14 protein-coding genes are annotated in these 15,248 nt (G+C 43.3%); 3 read left to right on the top strand and 11 right to left on the bottom strand.

What is annotated here, in order from left to right:
• Positions 1-33: 33 nt before the first annotated feature.
• The 7 genes from H8S63_RS17810 to H8S63_RS17780 form a co-directional block, all read right to left on the bottom strand.
• Positions 34-780, bottom strand: coding sequence for a shikimate dehydrogenase (locus tag H8S63_RS17810; protein WP_186927537.1), 747 nt, complete (start codon positions 778-780; stop codon positions 34-36).
• Between the two features lie 29 nt (positions 781-809).
• A complete protein-coding gene (gene ubiE, locus H8S63_RS17805) occupies positions 810-1,547 on the bottom strand; it encodes a bifunctional demethylmenaquinone methyltransferase/2-methoxy-6-polyprenyl-1,4-benzoquinol methylase UbiE (RefSeq protein ID WP_022276101.1) in 738 nt (245 codons plus the stop codon).
• A gap of 2 nt (positions 1,548-1,549) precedes the next feature.
• The gene (locus H8S63_RS17800) at positions 1,550-2,494 is read right to left on the bottom strand and encodes a phosphoribosylaminoimidazolesuccinocarboxamide synthase (RefSeq protein WP_007757719.1); all 945 of its coding nucleotides are present in this window, start codon (positions 2,492-2,494) and stop codon (positions 1,550-1,552) included.
• An 88-nt stretch (positions 2,495-2,582) separates the two neighbouring features.
• Entirely contained in the window at positions 2,583-3,575 is a 993-nt protein-coding gene (locus H8S63_RS17795; RefSeq protein WP_186927536.1) for a PhoH family protein, read from the bottom strand.
• Positions 3,576-3,677: 102 nt separating this feature from the next.
• Positions 3,678-4,355, bottom strand: a complete 678-nt coding sequence (locus H8S63_RS17790) for a DUF5715 family protein (RefSeq protein WP_186927535.1) — start codon at positions 4,353-4,355, stop codon at positions 3,678-3,680.
• Between the two features lie 453 nt (positions 4,356-4,808).
• Positions 4,809-6,455 carry a flotillin family protein gene (locus tag H8S63_RS17785; RefSeq protein ID WP_007757713.1) on the bottom strand — a complete coding sequence of 549 codons (1,647 nt, stop codon included), beginning with the start codon at positions 6,453-6,455 and terminating at the stop codon, positions 4,809-4,811.
• 21 nt (positions 6,456-6,476) lie between these two features.
• Positions 6,477-6,974, bottom strand: coding sequence for a hypothetical protein (locus H8S63_RS17780; protein WP_186927534.1), 498 nt, complete (start codon positions 6,972-6,974; stop codon positions 6,477-6,479).
• A 127-nt stretch (positions 6,975-7,101) separates the two neighbouring features.
• On the opposite strand from H8S63_RS17780, the gene truA reads away from it, so the two are divergent.
• From truA to H8S63_RS17765, 3 genes are read left to right on the top strand one after another with little or no spacing between them, the layout of a single operon-like run.
• Positions 7,102-7,866 carry a tRNA pseudouridine(38-40) synthase TruA gene (truA, locus tag H8S63_RS17775; RefSeq protein ID WP_007757711.1) on the top strand — a complete coding sequence of 255 codons (765 nt, stop codon included), beginning with the start codon at positions 7,102-7,104 and terminating at the stop codon, positions 7,864-7,866.
• Between the two features lie 30 nt (positions 7,867-7,896).
• Positions 7,897-8,796, top strand: a complete 900-nt coding sequence (locus tag H8S63_RS17770) for a DMT family transporter (RefSeq protein WP_007765029.1) — start codon at positions 7,897-7,899, stop codon at positions 8,794-8,796.
• Positions 8,797-8,803: 7 nt separating this feature from the next.
• The gene (locus H8S63_RS17765; RefSeq protein WP_186927533.1) at positions 8,804-9,454 is read left to right on the top strand and encodes a DUF3256 family protein; all 651 of its coding nucleotides are present in this window, start codon (positions 8,804-8,806) and stop codon (positions 9,452-9,454) included.
• Between the two features lie 25 nt (positions 9,455-9,479).
• Here the strand turns inward: H8S63_RS17765 and H8S63_RS17760 are convergent, their stop codons facing one another.
• The 4 genes from H8S63_RS17760 to H8S63_RS17745 form a co-directional block, all read right to left on the bottom strand.
• Positions 9,480-10,568 carry a phosphotransferase enzyme family protein gene (locus H8S63_RS17760; RefSeq protein ID WP_186927532.1) on the bottom strand — a complete coding sequence of 363 codons (1,089 nt, stop codon included), beginning with the start codon at positions 10,566-10,568 and terminating at the stop codon, positions 9,480-9,482.
• 30 nt (positions 10,569-10,598) lie between these two features.
• A complete protein-coding gene (locus tag H8S63_RS17755) occupies positions 10,599-13,952 on the bottom strand; it encodes a glycoside hydrolase family 2 TIM barrel-domain containing protein (RefSeq protein ID WP_370527613.1) in 3,354 nt (1,117 codons plus the stop codon).
• A 72-nt stretch (positions 13,953-14,024) separates the two neighbouring features.
• On the bottom strand, positions 14,025-14,915 hold the full coding sequence (locus tag H8S63_RS17750; protein WP_007757706.1) for a YitT family protein: 891 nt from the start codon (positions 14,913-14,915) through the stop codon (positions 14,025-14,027).
• Between the two features lie 18 nt (positions 14,916-14,933).
• Complete coding sequence (locus tag H8S63_RS17745; protein WP_186927552.1) at positions 14,934-15,134, bottom strand: hypothetical protein; 201 nt, start codon at positions 15,132-15,134, stop codon at positions 14,934-14,936.
• Positions 15,135-15,248: the final 114 nt, after the last annotated feature.

Here is a 15,248-nt window from a genome sequence, read left to right as displayed (position 1 = left end):
ACTTCTTCTGCCGAGAGTGAGGGGAAATGTGATTTACTTATGCCAGATTTCCCAAGCGGCGAATGCTTGAAGAAGCAACATTTCCAGACCGTTTTTGACAACGGCTCCTTGTGCTTCACCCTTTTTCATAAAAAGGGTAACATTCGGATTATATAACAAATCGTAGAGCAAATGGTTTGGAGTTACTAGATTGTATGGGATATTCGGGCAGAAATCGACTTTAGGAAACATACCTACGGGAGTAGTGTTGACGATAATCGTATATTCCGCCATGATTTCGGGGGTTAGCTCTTCGTAAGTCAGCATATTGTCCGCTTTATGAGTGCGTGAAACGAATACACTTTCGATTCCCAGATTTTTAAGTCCGTGATAGACTGCTTTGGAGGCCCCGCCGGTACCTAGAATCAAGGCTTTCTTGTGATGGGGTTGCAATAAAGGCTGTATGGATTGGGAAAATCCGATAATGTCAGAGTTATAACCTACTAATTTTACTTTACCTTTTGGTTGGCGGATGATTTTAATCACGTTTACTGCTCCTATCTTTGCCGTGTCACGATCGAGTTCATCCAGGAAAGGAATTACTTGCTCCTTGTAAGGAATGGTGACATTGAGTCCGCATAAATTGGGGTTCTCTTCGATGACTTCCATGAAGTTATTGATACTGGGAATCTCGAAATTCACATACTCTGCATCGATACCCTCGGATTTGAATTTCTCATTAAAGTATCCGATAGAAAATGAATGTCTCAGAGGATAACCGATTAAACCATATTTTTCCATAAAAGAAAAGGATTAAATTAATTAACTCACTATTTTGTCGCAGTATAAAGAGTGCAGATACCAAAGGTCAGCCGCTTGAAACTCACTTCGCCGAATCCGGCTTTTGAAAGAACTCCTTTCATTATTTCCCCTTGCGGAAATACTTTGATGGTGTCCGGCAAATAACGGTAAGCGCTGTTGTCTTTGGAGAGAAGTTTGCCCAGTAACGGAATGACGATTTTTGAGTAGATGGAGAATAGTTGCTTCATCGGAAAGCGCTCCGGAGTGGTTAGCTCCAGAATCACAAGATGGCCTCCCGGTTTCAGTACACGGCACATCTCGGAGAGACCTTTGTCGAGGTCTTCGAAGTTGCGGATACCGAAAGCTACGGTAATAGCGTCAAAGTCATTGTCGGCAAAAGAGAGTGAAGTACAGTCCTCCCGGGCAAAAGATATTTTGTCCGAGAGTCCTTCCTTCTTTACTTTTTCACGTCCCACATTCATCATACCTTCCGATATATCCGTGCCGATTAACTCAGCGGGTTGCAGCTCGCGGCAGGCAAGGATGGCAAAATCTCCTGTGCCGGTAGCTACATCCATCATACGTTGCGGATGGAAAGGGCGAAGCCAGGCTATGGCCTTACGTCTCCAACTGCGGTCTATCCCTAAGGATAAGGTGTGATTCAACTTATCGTAGGCATGCGCGATGTTGTCGAACATACGTTCCACCTGCTCGGTTTTCTTTCCTTCCTTGTCGTAAGGTTTGATATGTTGTTGCGGGTAATCCATTCTTATTCAGTCAAGAAATTCATAACGTTCTTTTCGATACGTTCAGCAATATTGCTGGTATCTTCTTTTACAAATTTCTCACCGGTGATGTTCTCGAACAATTCGATATAACGGTCGCTGATGCTCTGTACGATAGCCGGAGTCATTTCGGGCACTTTCTGACCTTCTTTACCCTGGAAACCGTTCTCCATCAACCATTCGCGGACGAATTCTTTAGAAAGCTGTTTCTGCGGTTCGCCTTTTTCGAAGCGTTCCTGATAACCTTCAGAGTAAAAATAACGGCTTGAGTCCGGTGTGTGGATTTCGTCCATCAGATAGATGGTACCGTTATGCTTACCGAATTCGTATTTTGTATCTACGAGAATCAGTCCGCGTTCCGCTGCGATTTCAGTGCCGCGTTTGAAGAGAGCTAATGTGTATTTTTCGAGAACCTCATATTCTTCCGGAGTAGCCAGTCCTTGTTTCAGGATTTCTTCTTTGGAGATGTCTTCGTCGTGCAATCCCATTTCGGCTTTTGTAGTCGGAGTGATGATTGGTTCCGGAAATTTTTCGTTTTCACGCATTCCGTCCGGTAACTTCACACCGCAAATTTCGCGTACGCCGCTTTTGTAAGCACGCCATGCGCTGCCGCAGAGATAGCCGCGTACAATCATTTCTACCGGGAAGCCTTCGCACAATACACCTACCGTTACCATCGGGTCCGGAGTAGCCAGTTTCCAGTTCGGGCAAATGTCAGTAGTGGCGTCAAGGAATTTAGCTGCAATCTGGTTCAGCATTTGTCCTTTGTAAGGGATACCTTCGGGCAGTACTACGTCAAAGGCCGAAATACGGTCGGTTGCTACCATGACGAGTTTTTCGCCGTTGATGTTGTACACATCGCGCACTTTTCCGTGATACACACTTTTCTGTCCAGGAAAGTTGAAATCTGTTTTTGTTAATGCTTTCATAATGATATATATATTAAAATTATGCTTCTTTCTTTAATTTCACCACGGAGGACACGGAGTACACAGAGTCTTCATTGAGATATTTGGATTAAATCCTCTGTGTGCTTTGTGTCCTCTGTAGTGAACCGTTCCGCTCGGCTTTCGCTTCTTTGTCGAATTTTTCGTAAGCATCCACGATACGTTCCACCAGTTTATGGCGTACGATATCCTTTTTACTCAGTTCAACAAAACTGATACCTTTCACTCCTTTCAAGATACGGAGGGCTTGCACCAGTCCCGATGTTTGTGAAGCGGGGAGGTCGATCTGTGTCATGTCTCCCGTCACAATCATTTTGGTGTTCATACCCATACGGGTAAGGAACATTTTGATTTGTTGCGTAGTGGTGTTTTGGGCTTCATCCAAGATTACGACTGCGTCATTCAGTGTGCGTCCGCGCATAAAGGCTAACGGAGCAATCTGGATAACGTTCAATTCCATGTATTCCTTTAACTTGGCGGCAGGTATCATGTCTTGCAAGGCATCATATAAAGGTTGCAAGTATGGGTCGATCTTATCTTTCATGTCGCCGGGCAGGAAACCGAGCTTTTCTCCGGCTTCTACGGCGGGGCGGCTAAGGATGATTTTCTTGATTTCTTTATTCTTCAATGCGCGTACGGCAAGGGCGATAGCGGTATATGTCTTTCCCGAACCCGCCGGACCGATGGCGAATACCATATCATTCTTGGCAAATCCTTCTACCAGTTTCAGCTGGTTTTCACTTCGGGGGATGATGGGTTTTCCTGTGACGCTGAATACAATCACGTTTCCGGTTTGCTCTGCTTGCGGGGCATTTCCTTTTATAATGTCAATGATAACCTCTTCTTTCAGAGAGTTATATTCGGCACAGTATTTCTCAAGTTTGGTGATATTTTCTTCGAAAGCACACATTTCTTCCTCATCGCCCAGCACTTTGATGACATTACCTCGGGCAACTATGCGTAGCTTCGGATATAAAGCTTTAATTAACTGTATGTTGGCGTTGTTTACACCGTAAAAAATAACCGGATCAATGTCCTCAAGAACAATCAGTTTCTCTATCATTCAATTGTATTAAAGAAAAATTTCTGCAAATTTAATGAAACGTTTTGGATTCTCTGATTGTTTAGGGGCGAATTTTATTGCAATTTACATTCATTTCTTACGTCACCTGGCCGTAATATGGAAACAACCTTGCTTCAGCTCATATTTAATATAGCATTTTTCAGCTTTCCGCAAGTCTCTCAATACCTCTGACAGGACGAGTTTAAGGGTGTCTGCGCTGACATTCTGTAAGGGGCGTCCGTCTTCATCTTCTACTTTCTTGAAACGTTTCCAACTTACATCGAAAGTAGCCCCGAAACAATGTGCCGAATTGACGGAAGCATTTCCGTTGCGGCGGCGGAGACGCTTCACATCGTTTTGTGTACGCAGCACGGATGTGACAATCACTTGATTCGGGTTCAACCCTTTGGCAGCCAGTGAATCGAGAAAGTTGGAGCCGATTGTATCGAGCAATGCGCTGGCACGTGGAACGAGGTAGGGGATGGAGTGTGTTAATGAATCTACTGTATAGAAATCATTATCAGTGATATGAGTCAGCTTTTCTTTCATAGCTTCCGCTTCCTCTCGGTCTGCCAACGGGCTGATACCTATCTTTTTAGCGACTTTGAGATGTGCATCGTTCAAATCAGGGAAAGAGCGTTTGTAACTGACAACGCCACGAATGTTGCGGGGCTCATTCAGTTTCAGTGACATATCTTTCTTTTTGCACCCTGAAGTGAATGTCGTGAAGCTAATAACTAGTAAAAATAGTGGTAGTATGCGAAGCTTGTAAATAGTCATTTTGTCTTTTTGCCCGCAAATATACGCTATTTTTCCATACGTTCTATGCTTTGCATTATTTCCGCTGCATATTCATAAACGTACTAGGTTTTGAATTAAACAATGATAGCCTTCTTATTCTTATTGATTTCTATAGGCATTCTTTTATAATCGATTCACTATTTAGACTCATTTCATTCGTTACTTTTACTTCGTATAACTATAGTGTACTTTGCGTATGACTATAGTTATACGTAAGGAAGACTATAGTTACTCTTGCGGAATACTATAGTCAAACGCAAAAAGAATAAGTAACGCGGCTAATCTGATTAGGCAGAAAAAGAAATAAAAATAGTATTTGGCTCCTTTCCGCACCGTTTTTATACTGATTCGTATATATGATAAAAGTGCGCTGATGAGAATAAGACTTTTCTTTTTCTCATCAGCGCACTTTACTAAACTAATAAATTCGGATTATTTCTTTTTTTCTTCAGCTTTCGTTGCGGGCTTTTCTTCCGTTTTATTTTCCGGATTAATGATACCTTTCACTGTTTCACCGATAGGCAACTTGTCCAATACACCGAGACTTGGTGCAACCGTTTTTACTAATGTATTCAAGAAATTGCTTGTTCCTCCGTTTCCGCCGTCAAATACGGTGATATTTCCTAAGTTTATATGTTCGAATGCTTTCACCTGTTCACCGGCAATTTCTTTCCATTGGTCTACCATCTTGTATTGGATGGCGATAGCCGGATTGGATTCGGCAGCTCTTACCATTGCTTCGAAACCTTCCGCTTCGGCAAGTAATGAACGCTTTTTACCTTCTGCTTCCGCTTCCAGTTTCAGTTGGATAGCTTTTGCTTCTGCTTCCGCTTGTGCCAAAGTGGCTTTTGCACGGGCTTCCGCTTCACGGGTTATCTTTTCCGCAATAGCGTTTGCTTGAAGAATAGCTTCCTGCCTGGAGATTTCGGCAGGTACAATCTTTTCCGCCTTTAATGAAGATTCCACTTTCCGGGCTTTTGCTTCTTCTACTTCTTTTTGAGCGATTTCACGGGCTGTTTGTACAGCTGCTTCCGATCTTGCAGCGGCTTCACCGGCTTGCTTATCAGCGTTAGCTTGTGTTACAGCCAAATCCGCATTTGATAAAGCAACCTCTTTTTGTGCGTCATTTCGCCCGATAGCGGCTTTCTTCGCAGCTTCCGCCTGTTTGATTTCCATGTCGGAGTTCAGTTCGGCAATACGACTTTCTTTTTCGGTATTTGCCTGTTCGATACGGATGTTCTTTTCAGCTTCCGCTTTGGCTACTTGAGATTCTTTTTCTGCATTTGCGATGGCTACTTGGGAGATTCTGTCCTTGTCTGCATTGGCAACGGAAATTTCCTGCAATTTCTTTGTTTCTGCAATGGCGATATCCTGGTCTTTACGCGTCTCGGCAACCTTTGTTTCCCGTTCTTTTATTTGATTGGCAATCTTAATGGCACCTAATTTTTCCTGTTCCTCGATGTTCGCTTGCGCCTCATTCTGTGCCTTACTTTCGGCTTCCTTACCTAAGTTTACGATATAGTTGGCAGCGTCACGGATATCACTGATATTGATATTCATGAGGTACAGACCGAATTTGCGAAGTTCCGTATCGATATTGTCTTTTACTTTAGAAAGGAACTTGTCGCGGTCGGAGTTCAGTTCTTCAATCGTCATGTCGGCGATAACCAAACGCATCTGCCCATAGACTACATCTGTAATCAGATTCTGTTTGTCGTCCATTGTCAGCCCTAACATACGTTCGGCGGCATTTTGCATCACTTCCGGGTCGGTACTGATGGCTACAGTGATAGTAGTCGGTACATCGACACGTATATTCTGTGCGGAAAGAGCCCCCGTCAGTTTGCAGTCGATCTGCATCGGCTTCATTGACAAGAACTCATACCCTTGGATAATCGGCCATACAAAGGCTGCTCCTCCGTGATATAGCTTTGCGGATTTTTTGTCTCTTCCTGTCTTACCGTATACAACGAGGACTTCGTCACTCTTACATTTGCGATAACGAGACAAGATACCGATAAAAGTGAGTAAGATGACCGCCACTAATATAGCGACCATGATTAGAATTTCTTGTGTCATAGATTTGTGTATTTTAAATAGTTACTGAATATACAATGTCCCGTTCTGATATCGGGTGATAACCGTATGCTCTCCCGTTTGATACGTCTTTCCCGATTCGGAGATTACGTCCACTTCGCGCATGGCTCCATCCCGTTTTGTCTGTACGGTGTATCTGCCGTCATTTTGCTTGAAGTAGATCGTACATTCGCGTCCGACCAACTGTTCTGTCTGTTCGGAACGGTTTACCTGTTGTAGTTGGAAAGCTTTTTTATACAAGAACCAGACGGCGAGAACGAAACAGAGACCTACAAAGATTGCAACGGCATAGGTTTGAATCTCCGTATTTCCTGCCAAATACATATACCAGCCAAATCCGATTCCGAAATGGGTGAGCCCCTTGAAAGAAACTACGCTGCTGATGTCAGTGTCTACGTCAACATCAGCGTCTATATCTCCGAAGAAGATTGATAGAATAAATTGAATCACAAAAATGCCTGTTGTGACGAGGGCGATAATGAGGAAAATAGTACTGCTCATAATTTGGTACAGTTAGTGAATCATCCATATTGTTTTTCAAATATACGAGTTTATGCGAACTATACAAAGATAAATAAGATAAAATGACTACTTTTGCACGCGAAAATTCAAAAAAGGAGGAATAAGCGTGCAAAGGTATTTTATTTATTTGGCTTATGATGGAACCAACTATCACGGTTGGCAGATTCAACCGAATGGAATTAGTGTGCAGGAATGCTTGATGAACGCATTGTCTACCTTTCTGCGTCGTGAGATAGAAGTTGTGGGAGCGGGGAGAACTGATGCGGGGGTGCACGCCTCTTTGATGGTTGCCCATTTTGACTATGATGAACCGTTGGATACGGAATCCGTTGCCGACAAACTGAATCGTTTGTTACCGCCTGATATTTCTGTCTATCGTGTTTGCCGTGTCCGGCCGGAGGCTCATGCGCGTTTTGATGCGACAGCCCGGACTTACAAATATTATGTGACCACTGCCAAATATCCTTTCAACCGGCAATATCGCTGCAGGGTTTACAGTCCGTTGGATTATGAACGTATGAATGAGGCGGCGAAAGTGCTTTTCGAATATACTGACTTTACGAGTTTCAGCAAATTGCATACGGATGTAAAGACAAATATCTGCCATATTACCCATGCGGAATGGACACGGGAAGAGGACGCCACTTGGGTGTTTACCATCCGGGCCGACCGCTTTTTGCGGAATATGGTGCGTGCCATAGTGGGCACACTGATTGAAGTGGGGCGTGGAAAGCTTTCCATTGAGGGCTTCAGGCGAATTATAGAACAGAAAGACCGTTGCAAAGCCGGGACTTCCGCTCCGGGACAGGCTTTGTTTCTGGTGAATGTGGAATATCCTGATACGATATTCCTTTCTCCTACACACCTTTAATTTTTAATTTTTACTTCTTACTTATTTTCTATGTGGTTATTATTGGCTTTTTTATCAGCTACTTTGTTGGGCTTTTATGATGTATTTAAAAAGAAATCACTGAAAGACAATGCGGTGCTTCCTGTATTGTTCTTGAACACTTTCTTTTCCAGCCTTATCTTCCTGCCGTTTATCCTGTTCTCTATATATGAGCCGAATCTGTTGGGAGGAAGTATATTCAATGTCCCTGTTGCGGGTTGGGAACAGCATAAATATATTATCATCAAGTCATTCATAGTGCTGTCTTCATGGATATTCGGTTATTTCGGGATGAAACATTTGCCTATTACGATCGTAGGACCGATCAATGCCACCCGTCCGGTGATGGTGCTTGTAGGGGCAATGCTCGTGTTTGGCGAGCGGTTGAACCTTTATCAATGGATCGGTGTGCTGCTGGCTGTTGTCTCTTTTTTCATGCTGAGCCGTTCGGGAAAGAAAGAAGGAATCGACTTCAAGCATAATAAATGGATATTCTTTATCGTGCTGGCTGCGATAACGGGAGCTATCAGCGGATTGTATGACAAGTATCTGATGAAGTCATTGAACCCGATGTTGGTGCAGTCTTGGTATAATGTTTATCAGGTTTTTATCATGTGTCCCATTCTGTTATTGCTTTGGTGGCCGAAAAGAAAGTCGACTACCCCTTTTCGCTGGGATTGGACGATTATCCTGATTTCCATTTTCCTCTCTGCAGCCGACTTTGTCTATTTCTATGCATTGAGTTATGATGATTCCATGATTTCCATTGTTTCGATGGTTCGTCGGGGAAGTGTAATTGTTTCTTTCATTTTCGGTGCGCTTTTCTTCCGTGAAAAGAATTTAAAAAGCAAAGCGATTGACCTTATACTAGTGTTAATCGGAATGATATTCTTATATTTGGGGACTAAATAAGATAAATATGAAAATAAATAAATTAGCAGTCGCAATCTTTTTTTCTGTTGCCGGGAGCATTTCTATGACTTCTCTTCAGGCGCAAGAAGCTAAAACCGTATTTGTGAATATGCCGGATTCTTTGAGTCCTCTGCTGACCAAAGTAAATCGTGAAGACTGTATCGACTTTCTGGAAAGTAAGATGAGGGCACAGGTAGAGAACCGATTCGGTAAGAAATCGGAAATGACGGATTTAAGTAAAGACTATATCCGTATGCAGATGTCTCCACAGACTACCTGGCAAATGAAATTATTAGCGTTGAACGATACGACGAATATTATTTGTACTATTTCTACGGCTTGCGCTCCTGCTTGCGACAGCCGTATTCACTTTTATACTACCGACTGGCAACCGCTTGCAGCTTCTCAGTTTGTCACTTTACCGATATTGAACGATTTCCTGAATACTCCGGAACCGACAGCTGTTTATGAATTTGATGAGGCTAGCCGTCCGGCAGATATGCTACTGATGAAAGCTGACTTTAATAAAGAGAATACAGAGCTGACCGTTACATTGACCACTCCCGATTATATGTCAAAAGAAACGGCAGAGAAATTGAAGCCGTTTCTCCGCCTTCCTATTGTTTATCGCTGGGAGAATGGAGCTTTTACCAGGTAAACTCTCCACTCTCAATTCTCCACTCTCAACTTTTTAAGCATTCGTTGATGAATTCCACCATTTCCGGTGTGTGAGCTTCTACGCTTTGCAATAACTTGAATTGTGCTTTGGTGCGAACCAAGTTATGTTCGGGATATTTAATCTTATAGTAAGTATCTCCATTGATGTAATCAGCCAAGAACCGTACACACTGCATATAAGGGAATAGTGCGGCTGCATAAGGAAGATTCTCGATCTCTATCGGAGTCAGGAATGACTTGGCGCCTTCCAGATAGCCTTTTGTAAATGCCTTGAATATTTCCATATTGAAGTTGACACGATCCAAATCCTTGTCGTCCTCGTCACCCGTATTAGCTCCCGTACGGAGGAAATCACCGTAGTCGGAGAAGATAAAGCTGGGCATTACCGTATCCAAGTCAATGACGCATAACACTTTGCCATCTTCGTCGAACATCATATTATTAACTTTCGTATCGCAATGGCAGACTCGTTTGGGGAGTTTACCTTCCCGATACAGACGTTCCGCTTTACACATTTCGTCTGCACGTTTTTCTATTTCATCCAGATAGTACTGTACTTCTGCCACTCTTCCGGCTGTATTCGCTGTAACAGCGTCGCGAAGTTGTTTGAGACGGAACTCCATGTTGTGGAAGTCGGGAATCGTTTCTCCCAGTGTTTCCGGAATATCGGCTAGCATAGCCTGGAAATTACCGAATGCTTTTCCGGCATAATTTGAATATTCGGGATTGACCGTCTCGTAGGTCTTTGCACGTGGGATGAATACCATCACACGCCAGTAACTTTCACCGTCGAACCAATATGTCTTGCCTTCTTCCGTTTCGAGGAAGTTCAACACCTTGCGGTCAATATCCGCTTCGCCTGCTTCTGTCAGTTTTTTGCGTATATGTCCTGTAACGGCGGATATATTTGCTTGAAGCATTTCTACATTCTGAAAGATAGCATGATTGATGCGTTGCAGGACATAGTCGGGGGCATCTACCTCTTTGGTGTTTACTTTATAGGTGTCGTTGATAAGTCCTGTTCCTAAAGGCTTGATCTCTTCTACTGTGCCTTGAACTTTGAATTTAGCTACAATGCCAGATAAATCTTTCATGGGTCTTTTCTTTAAAAATTTATACTAAGGTTATCGATAATCATATTTAGCGGCTTCATTGGCCTGACCGGGAGAACGGACGGGGACGAGTGTGAATCCCCAATTGTATTCGCGATTGGCCGGAATCTGATAGATTGGTTCCGGACGTGATCCCCAACTGTCATAGCCACCCACGCCTTGTTGCTTCATATCCACACATACTTCCACGAAGTCTCTTGGAGTGATATCATTGACATGATGCATTCTTCTCAGAACGTTACGTGCCGCTTTTTCATTGTGATTGGCAACTTCTTCGGGAGTGAAGTTACTCCATTGGTAAGGATGAGGAAGCGCTTCTTCCGAATCGAAATCTTCGATTGAGTTGCGTAAAGCGTTGAATCCGACTAAGCTGTCGGCTACAATGACCAGCCCCTTGCCTTTGTCCGGAGACAGGGCAATCCAACGTGTATCGGTGCGATGTCCGTTTTCTTGCGGACGAACATAGTTGAAATACATTTTGTCTGCCGTTGTCTTATATACACCGACAACTGTTCCGTGATTACGGTCGGTGTAATTTTCTTCCGGACCACGACCGAAGTATTGTACGTTATTCATCTGAGCCGGCAGACGGAAACGTACTCCTATGCGTGGAACCTCCAACTTGGAAGCTGCTTTGCGGGCTGCATCACTTCCGGGAGTGAAAGTAGCCATGCGGGTAGCTTCGGAAACTTCCGTTTCTGCTGCTTGCATATCCGTAGAAGTAAACTTGGCATTCACATTGACTACTCCGCTCGGATAGATTTTGTAAGTGACTATATAAAGGTTTCCGGCAGCCAACAAGTAAGTTGCATTTAATGAAACCACTTTATTCTCATTCGTCATGCTGACATCCGTCACATGGAAATTCTTGCTCGACTCTTTCCAAACTTGTAAACGTTTGGGAGCGCCGTTTCCATAATCATTGTCATTGGGAGCACGCCAGAAATTAGGTTGGATACCGGATCCATCCTTGAAATATTCAGTACCGTCTACTTTATAGGAAGTCACCAGACCGCTTTTCTTATTAAATACGAAATTTACCTTTGAAGACGATACAATGAGTTCATCTCCTTGTGTGGATGTGCTCAGTGCAGGTCCGCTGACTTTATACGTTTCTTTTTCTGCCTGAACAGGAAGTTGGAACTGGTCGTATGCTATTTCATAACCAATCGGAATTAAAGGTTCCGGCTCCACTGTCGTTACGCTGAAGTTGACAAAATATTCTGTTCCCGGCTGTGCTTTCAGCCCATTGACCGGTACTGTGAATTCTTTGGAAGCTTGCGGTTCGATATCCAATGATACCTTGCCGCCTCTTATGATTTTGTTGTTAGCGACCACATTATAATGAATCTGATATTTTTTCAGATTAGTGAAGTAGAAACGATTGGTAATCTTGAATTTGCCGGATGCGATGTCTGTTGCTTCAAATCCTACATTCTGATGTACATACTTCACTTCAGCCATTGCGGGGTGCGGACTTCGGTCGGGGTTTACAAGACCGTTGCAAAGGAAGTTACCGTCGCTGGGCGCATTTACACCGAAATCGCCTCCGTATGCCCAATATTCTTTTCCGTTTTTGTCTTTTTGGAGAATACCTTGATCTACCCAGTCCCAAATATATCCACCCTGAAGATTCGGATACTTATAGATAGCCTGCCACTGTCCCCACAGGTTTCCGGTGGAGTTACCCATAGCGTGCGCATATTCGGAAGGAGCTACAGGGCGGTCACTGCCGTTTTTGCCGATACTTTCCAACCAATCGGCACCCGGATATTGAGGAACATACATATCGGAGTTCCATTCCCATTGAGCACGTTCGTAGTTAACGGGGCGTGCCATGATATTCTTATCCGCTTCTTTCAGCCATAGGTAAGTCTGATAGAAGTTATATCCGTTTCCAGCTTCATTGCCCAATGACCAGATGGTAACACTCGGATAGTTTTTGTTACGTTCGAACATATTGATCGTACGGTCCATGTGTGGTTTCAGCCATTCGGGGTTGTTACCCAGCGTGCCGCCTTTACGGAGATCGTAGTACATTCCATGACTTTCTATGTTTGCCTCGTCATAGACGTACAGCCCGTATTCGTCGCAAAGTTCGTAGAAGCGGCGGTCTTGTGGATAGTGGCAAAGACGTACGCTGTTCAAGTTATGTTGTTTCATCAGCTCGAAGTCACGACGCATCAAATCCTCTGGTACGTAATGTCCTGTAGCCGGGTTGTGTTCATGGATATTCACCCCTTTCAGTTTCAGAGGTTGACCGTTGATGAATAAGCAGACATACGGCTGTCCGTTGGCGGCTTTTTGTTCGATCGGCTTAATCTCAATGCGGCGGAAACCGATATTGAAAGGAACCATTTCCACAATTTTCTCTCCGTCCTTGATATACATCAGCAGTTTGTAGAGATTGGGGTGTTCTGAGGTCCATGTCTTTACATCGGGTATCTCTATTTCCGTATGTCCGAAGAGAGAAATCGTACTGTTGGCGTTGAATGCGGAATTCTTTTCGCTTTCGGCGATTACCTTATTTGTTTTCGGATCAAAAACCTTATATCCGATAATATAATCTTTGGAAGTTTGAGAACCGGTATTGCGGATATCCATAGTCAACTTGAAGATACCATTTTTATAAGTATCATCCAATGTCGATGTTACCCGGAAATCCTTGATTGCCACTTTGGGCTGTGAATAGAGGTATACGTCACGTTCGATACCACTTATACGCCAGAAGTCCTGACATTCGAGATAAGAACCCGTACTCCAACGGAAGATCTTTAGGGTGAGTACGTTCTTGCCGGGTTTCACATATTTGTTGATAAGGAATTCAGCGGGATTCTTGGAATCTTCGCTATATCCCACTTCCTGTCCGTTGATATATACGTATACACCGGATTTGACTCCGGCCAGATGCAGGTAGATATCCCGTCCGTCCCAATTGGAGGGAATGTCGATATTCCGGCGGTATACTCCTACCGGATTCGCTTCGGGCAGAGTAGGGGGCTGAGGGTTACGCGGTTTGAACTCATATCCGTGGTTCGTGTAGATGGCTGTTCCATGTCCTTGTACTTCCCAATTACCGGGTACTTGAATATCATCCCACGATTCTGTGCTGATATTCGGATCGGTAATGTTATCAGGAAGTTTTTTATAGGAATCTACAAAAAAGAACTTCCATGTTCCATTCAATAAGCGGTAATATTTGCTTCGCTCAAACTTGCCGCTTAGCGCATCGTCGCGGTTGTCATACGTCATAAACACAGTACGGGGGTACTCTTTGTTGACAGCAACTACTTGCACGTCTTGCCAATAAGGCTTTACAGCGTTTTCAGCCGTCGCATTAAATGTTGTCAGGGAAACGATTCCCATGAAAATGCCTGTTAATAACTTGGGGGTTGGTCGAAATTTCATGTTTTTCAATATTGGTTTTTCATTTCTTGTTTATTTTATTTTTATATGATCAAATCCTTCTCCATACACTCCGATGACTGCACTTTGTGAAACAAAAGCATTCGGGTCTATATCTTTAATCAACCGGAATATGATAGGTGATTCCCGTTTTTTCGCTAATACGAACATCATCTTCACTTCACGTCCCGTATAAAAACCGGTTGCATTGATAATCGTCACTCCCCGATGTGGATATTCGTTAATACACCGCCCTATTTCTTCATATTTGTTGGATATGATAAAGAATTGTACGGATTGGCGTGCGCTGTTCACTACCTGGTCAAGAACGAAACTACAAATATATAGAGTTACAAATCCATACACCACTTTTTCCCAGTCTTTTAAGACAAAATAACTGGAAGAGATAATAATCATATCACAAATTAATACAACTCTTCCTAAAGTGATGTCTCTATATTTGTTGATGATGGCAGCGATAATGTCTGTTCCGCCTGTACTTCCGTTGGATGAAAAGGCTACACCGATACCACCTCCGCAAAACGAGGCTCCTATGACACATGCCATGAACGGCTGGTCGTGAAGCAGACTGATACCTGTCGCCATCTTTTGAATAACAGACAAAAAGAAGGTCAAAGTGAATACTCCAAAGATCGTTTTGATACAGAACTTCAACCCTAATAATTTAAGGGCAAGCAAAAGCAAGAAAAAGTTGATGGCGAAATACGTGTATTGCACGGGGAAGCCGGTAGCCCAATATACGATAGATGCGATACCCGGCACTCCTCCGGTGGTTATATCGTTAGGTAGTAAGAATACCGTCCAGCCGATGCCGTACAAAATCATGCCGACGGCAATCATTACATAATCTCTGGCTTCACGGATAATGCTCTGTTTGGAGGGTTTTGGAATAGCTGTCTTCATAAATGTATTTACTTTGTTTCATCCGCCATGTGTGAAAACGGGGATTTCAACCGGAGATGAATTGTTCTCGATGGAAAGTCTGTTCAGTTCGGTGGGGCGGGTAGGAGTTGCTACTTTGGGAACGAAAGCTGCTTGAGTTTTAGGTGGGTGTGTGCAGCTGTCATGCCAGGTTAGCAGCGTCAGACCGATTGCAGTAACTGTAAGTAGTCTTTTCATCATATTTTATTTTTTTATAAGGGTTACTCCTCTTTTCATTTGAGTGTCAAAAGTAATAATTTTATTCATATTTCAAGTAGAAAATAGATATTACTTTTTTTCTTAATCATTTGTACT

Source organism: Bacteroides sp. NSJ-39, from assembly GCF_014287315.1.
Lineage (GTDB): Bacteria > Bacteroidota > Bacteroidia > Bacteroidales > Bacteroidaceae > Bacteroides > Bacteroides finegoldii.
The sequence above is the reverse complement of the archived record's forward strand: the minus strand, read 5'-3'. Positions and strand labels throughout refer to the sequence as shown.

Bases quoted from the DNA above. Each gene is read 5' to 3' on its own strand.
- H8S63_RS17810 (WP_186927537.1), bottom strand. From the start codon at position 780: ATGGAAAAATATGGTTTAATCGGTTATCCTCTGAGACATTCATTTTCT.
- ubiE (WP_022276101.1), bottom strand. From the start codon at position 1,547: ATGGATTACCCGCAACAACATATCAAACCTTACGACAAGGAAGGAAAG.
- H8S63_RS17800 (WP_007757719.1), bottom strand. From the start codon at position 2,494: ATGAAAGCATTAACAAAAACAGATTTCAACTTTCCTGGACAGAAAAGT.
- H8S63_RS17795 (WP_186927536.1), bottom strand. From the start codon at position 3,575: ATGATAGAGAAACTGATTGTTCTTGAGGACATTGATCCGGTTATTTTT.
- H8S63_RS17790 (WP_186927535.1), bottom strand. From the start codon at position 4,355: ATGACTATTTACAAGCTTCGCATACTACCACTATTTTTACTAGTTATT.
- H8S63_RS17785 (WP_007757713.1), bottom strand. From the start codon at position 6,455: ATGACACAAGAAATTCTAATCATGGTCGCTATATTAGTGGCGGTCATC.
- H8S63_RS17780 (WP_186927534.1), bottom strand. From the start codon at position 6,974: ATGAGCAGTACTATTTTCCTCATTATCGCCCTCGTCACAACAGGCATT.
- H8S63_RS17770 (WP_007765029.1), top strand. From the start codon at position 7,897: ATGTGGTTATTATTGGCTTTTTTATCAGCTACTTTGTTGGGCTTTTAT.
- H8S63_RS17765 (WP_186927533.1), top strand. From the start codon at position 8,804: ATGAAAATAAATAAATTAGCAGTCGCAATCTTTTTTTCTGTTGCCGGG.
- H8S63_RS17760 (WP_186927532.1), bottom strand. From the start codon at position 10,568: ATGAAAGATTTATCTGGCATTGTAGCTAAATTCAAAGTTCAAGGCACA.
- H8S63_RS17755 (WP_370527613.1), bottom strand. From the start codon at position 13,952: ATGGGAATCGTTTCCCTGACAACATTTAATGCGACGGCTGAAAACGCT.
- H8S63_RS17750 (WP_007757706.1), bottom strand. From the start codon at position 14,915: ATGAAGACAGCTATTCCAAAACCCTCCAAACAGAGCATTATCCGTGAA.
- H8S63_RS17745 (WP_186927552.1), bottom strand. From the start codon at position 15,134: ATGATGAAAAGACTACTTACAGTTACTGCAATCGGTCTGACGCTGCTA.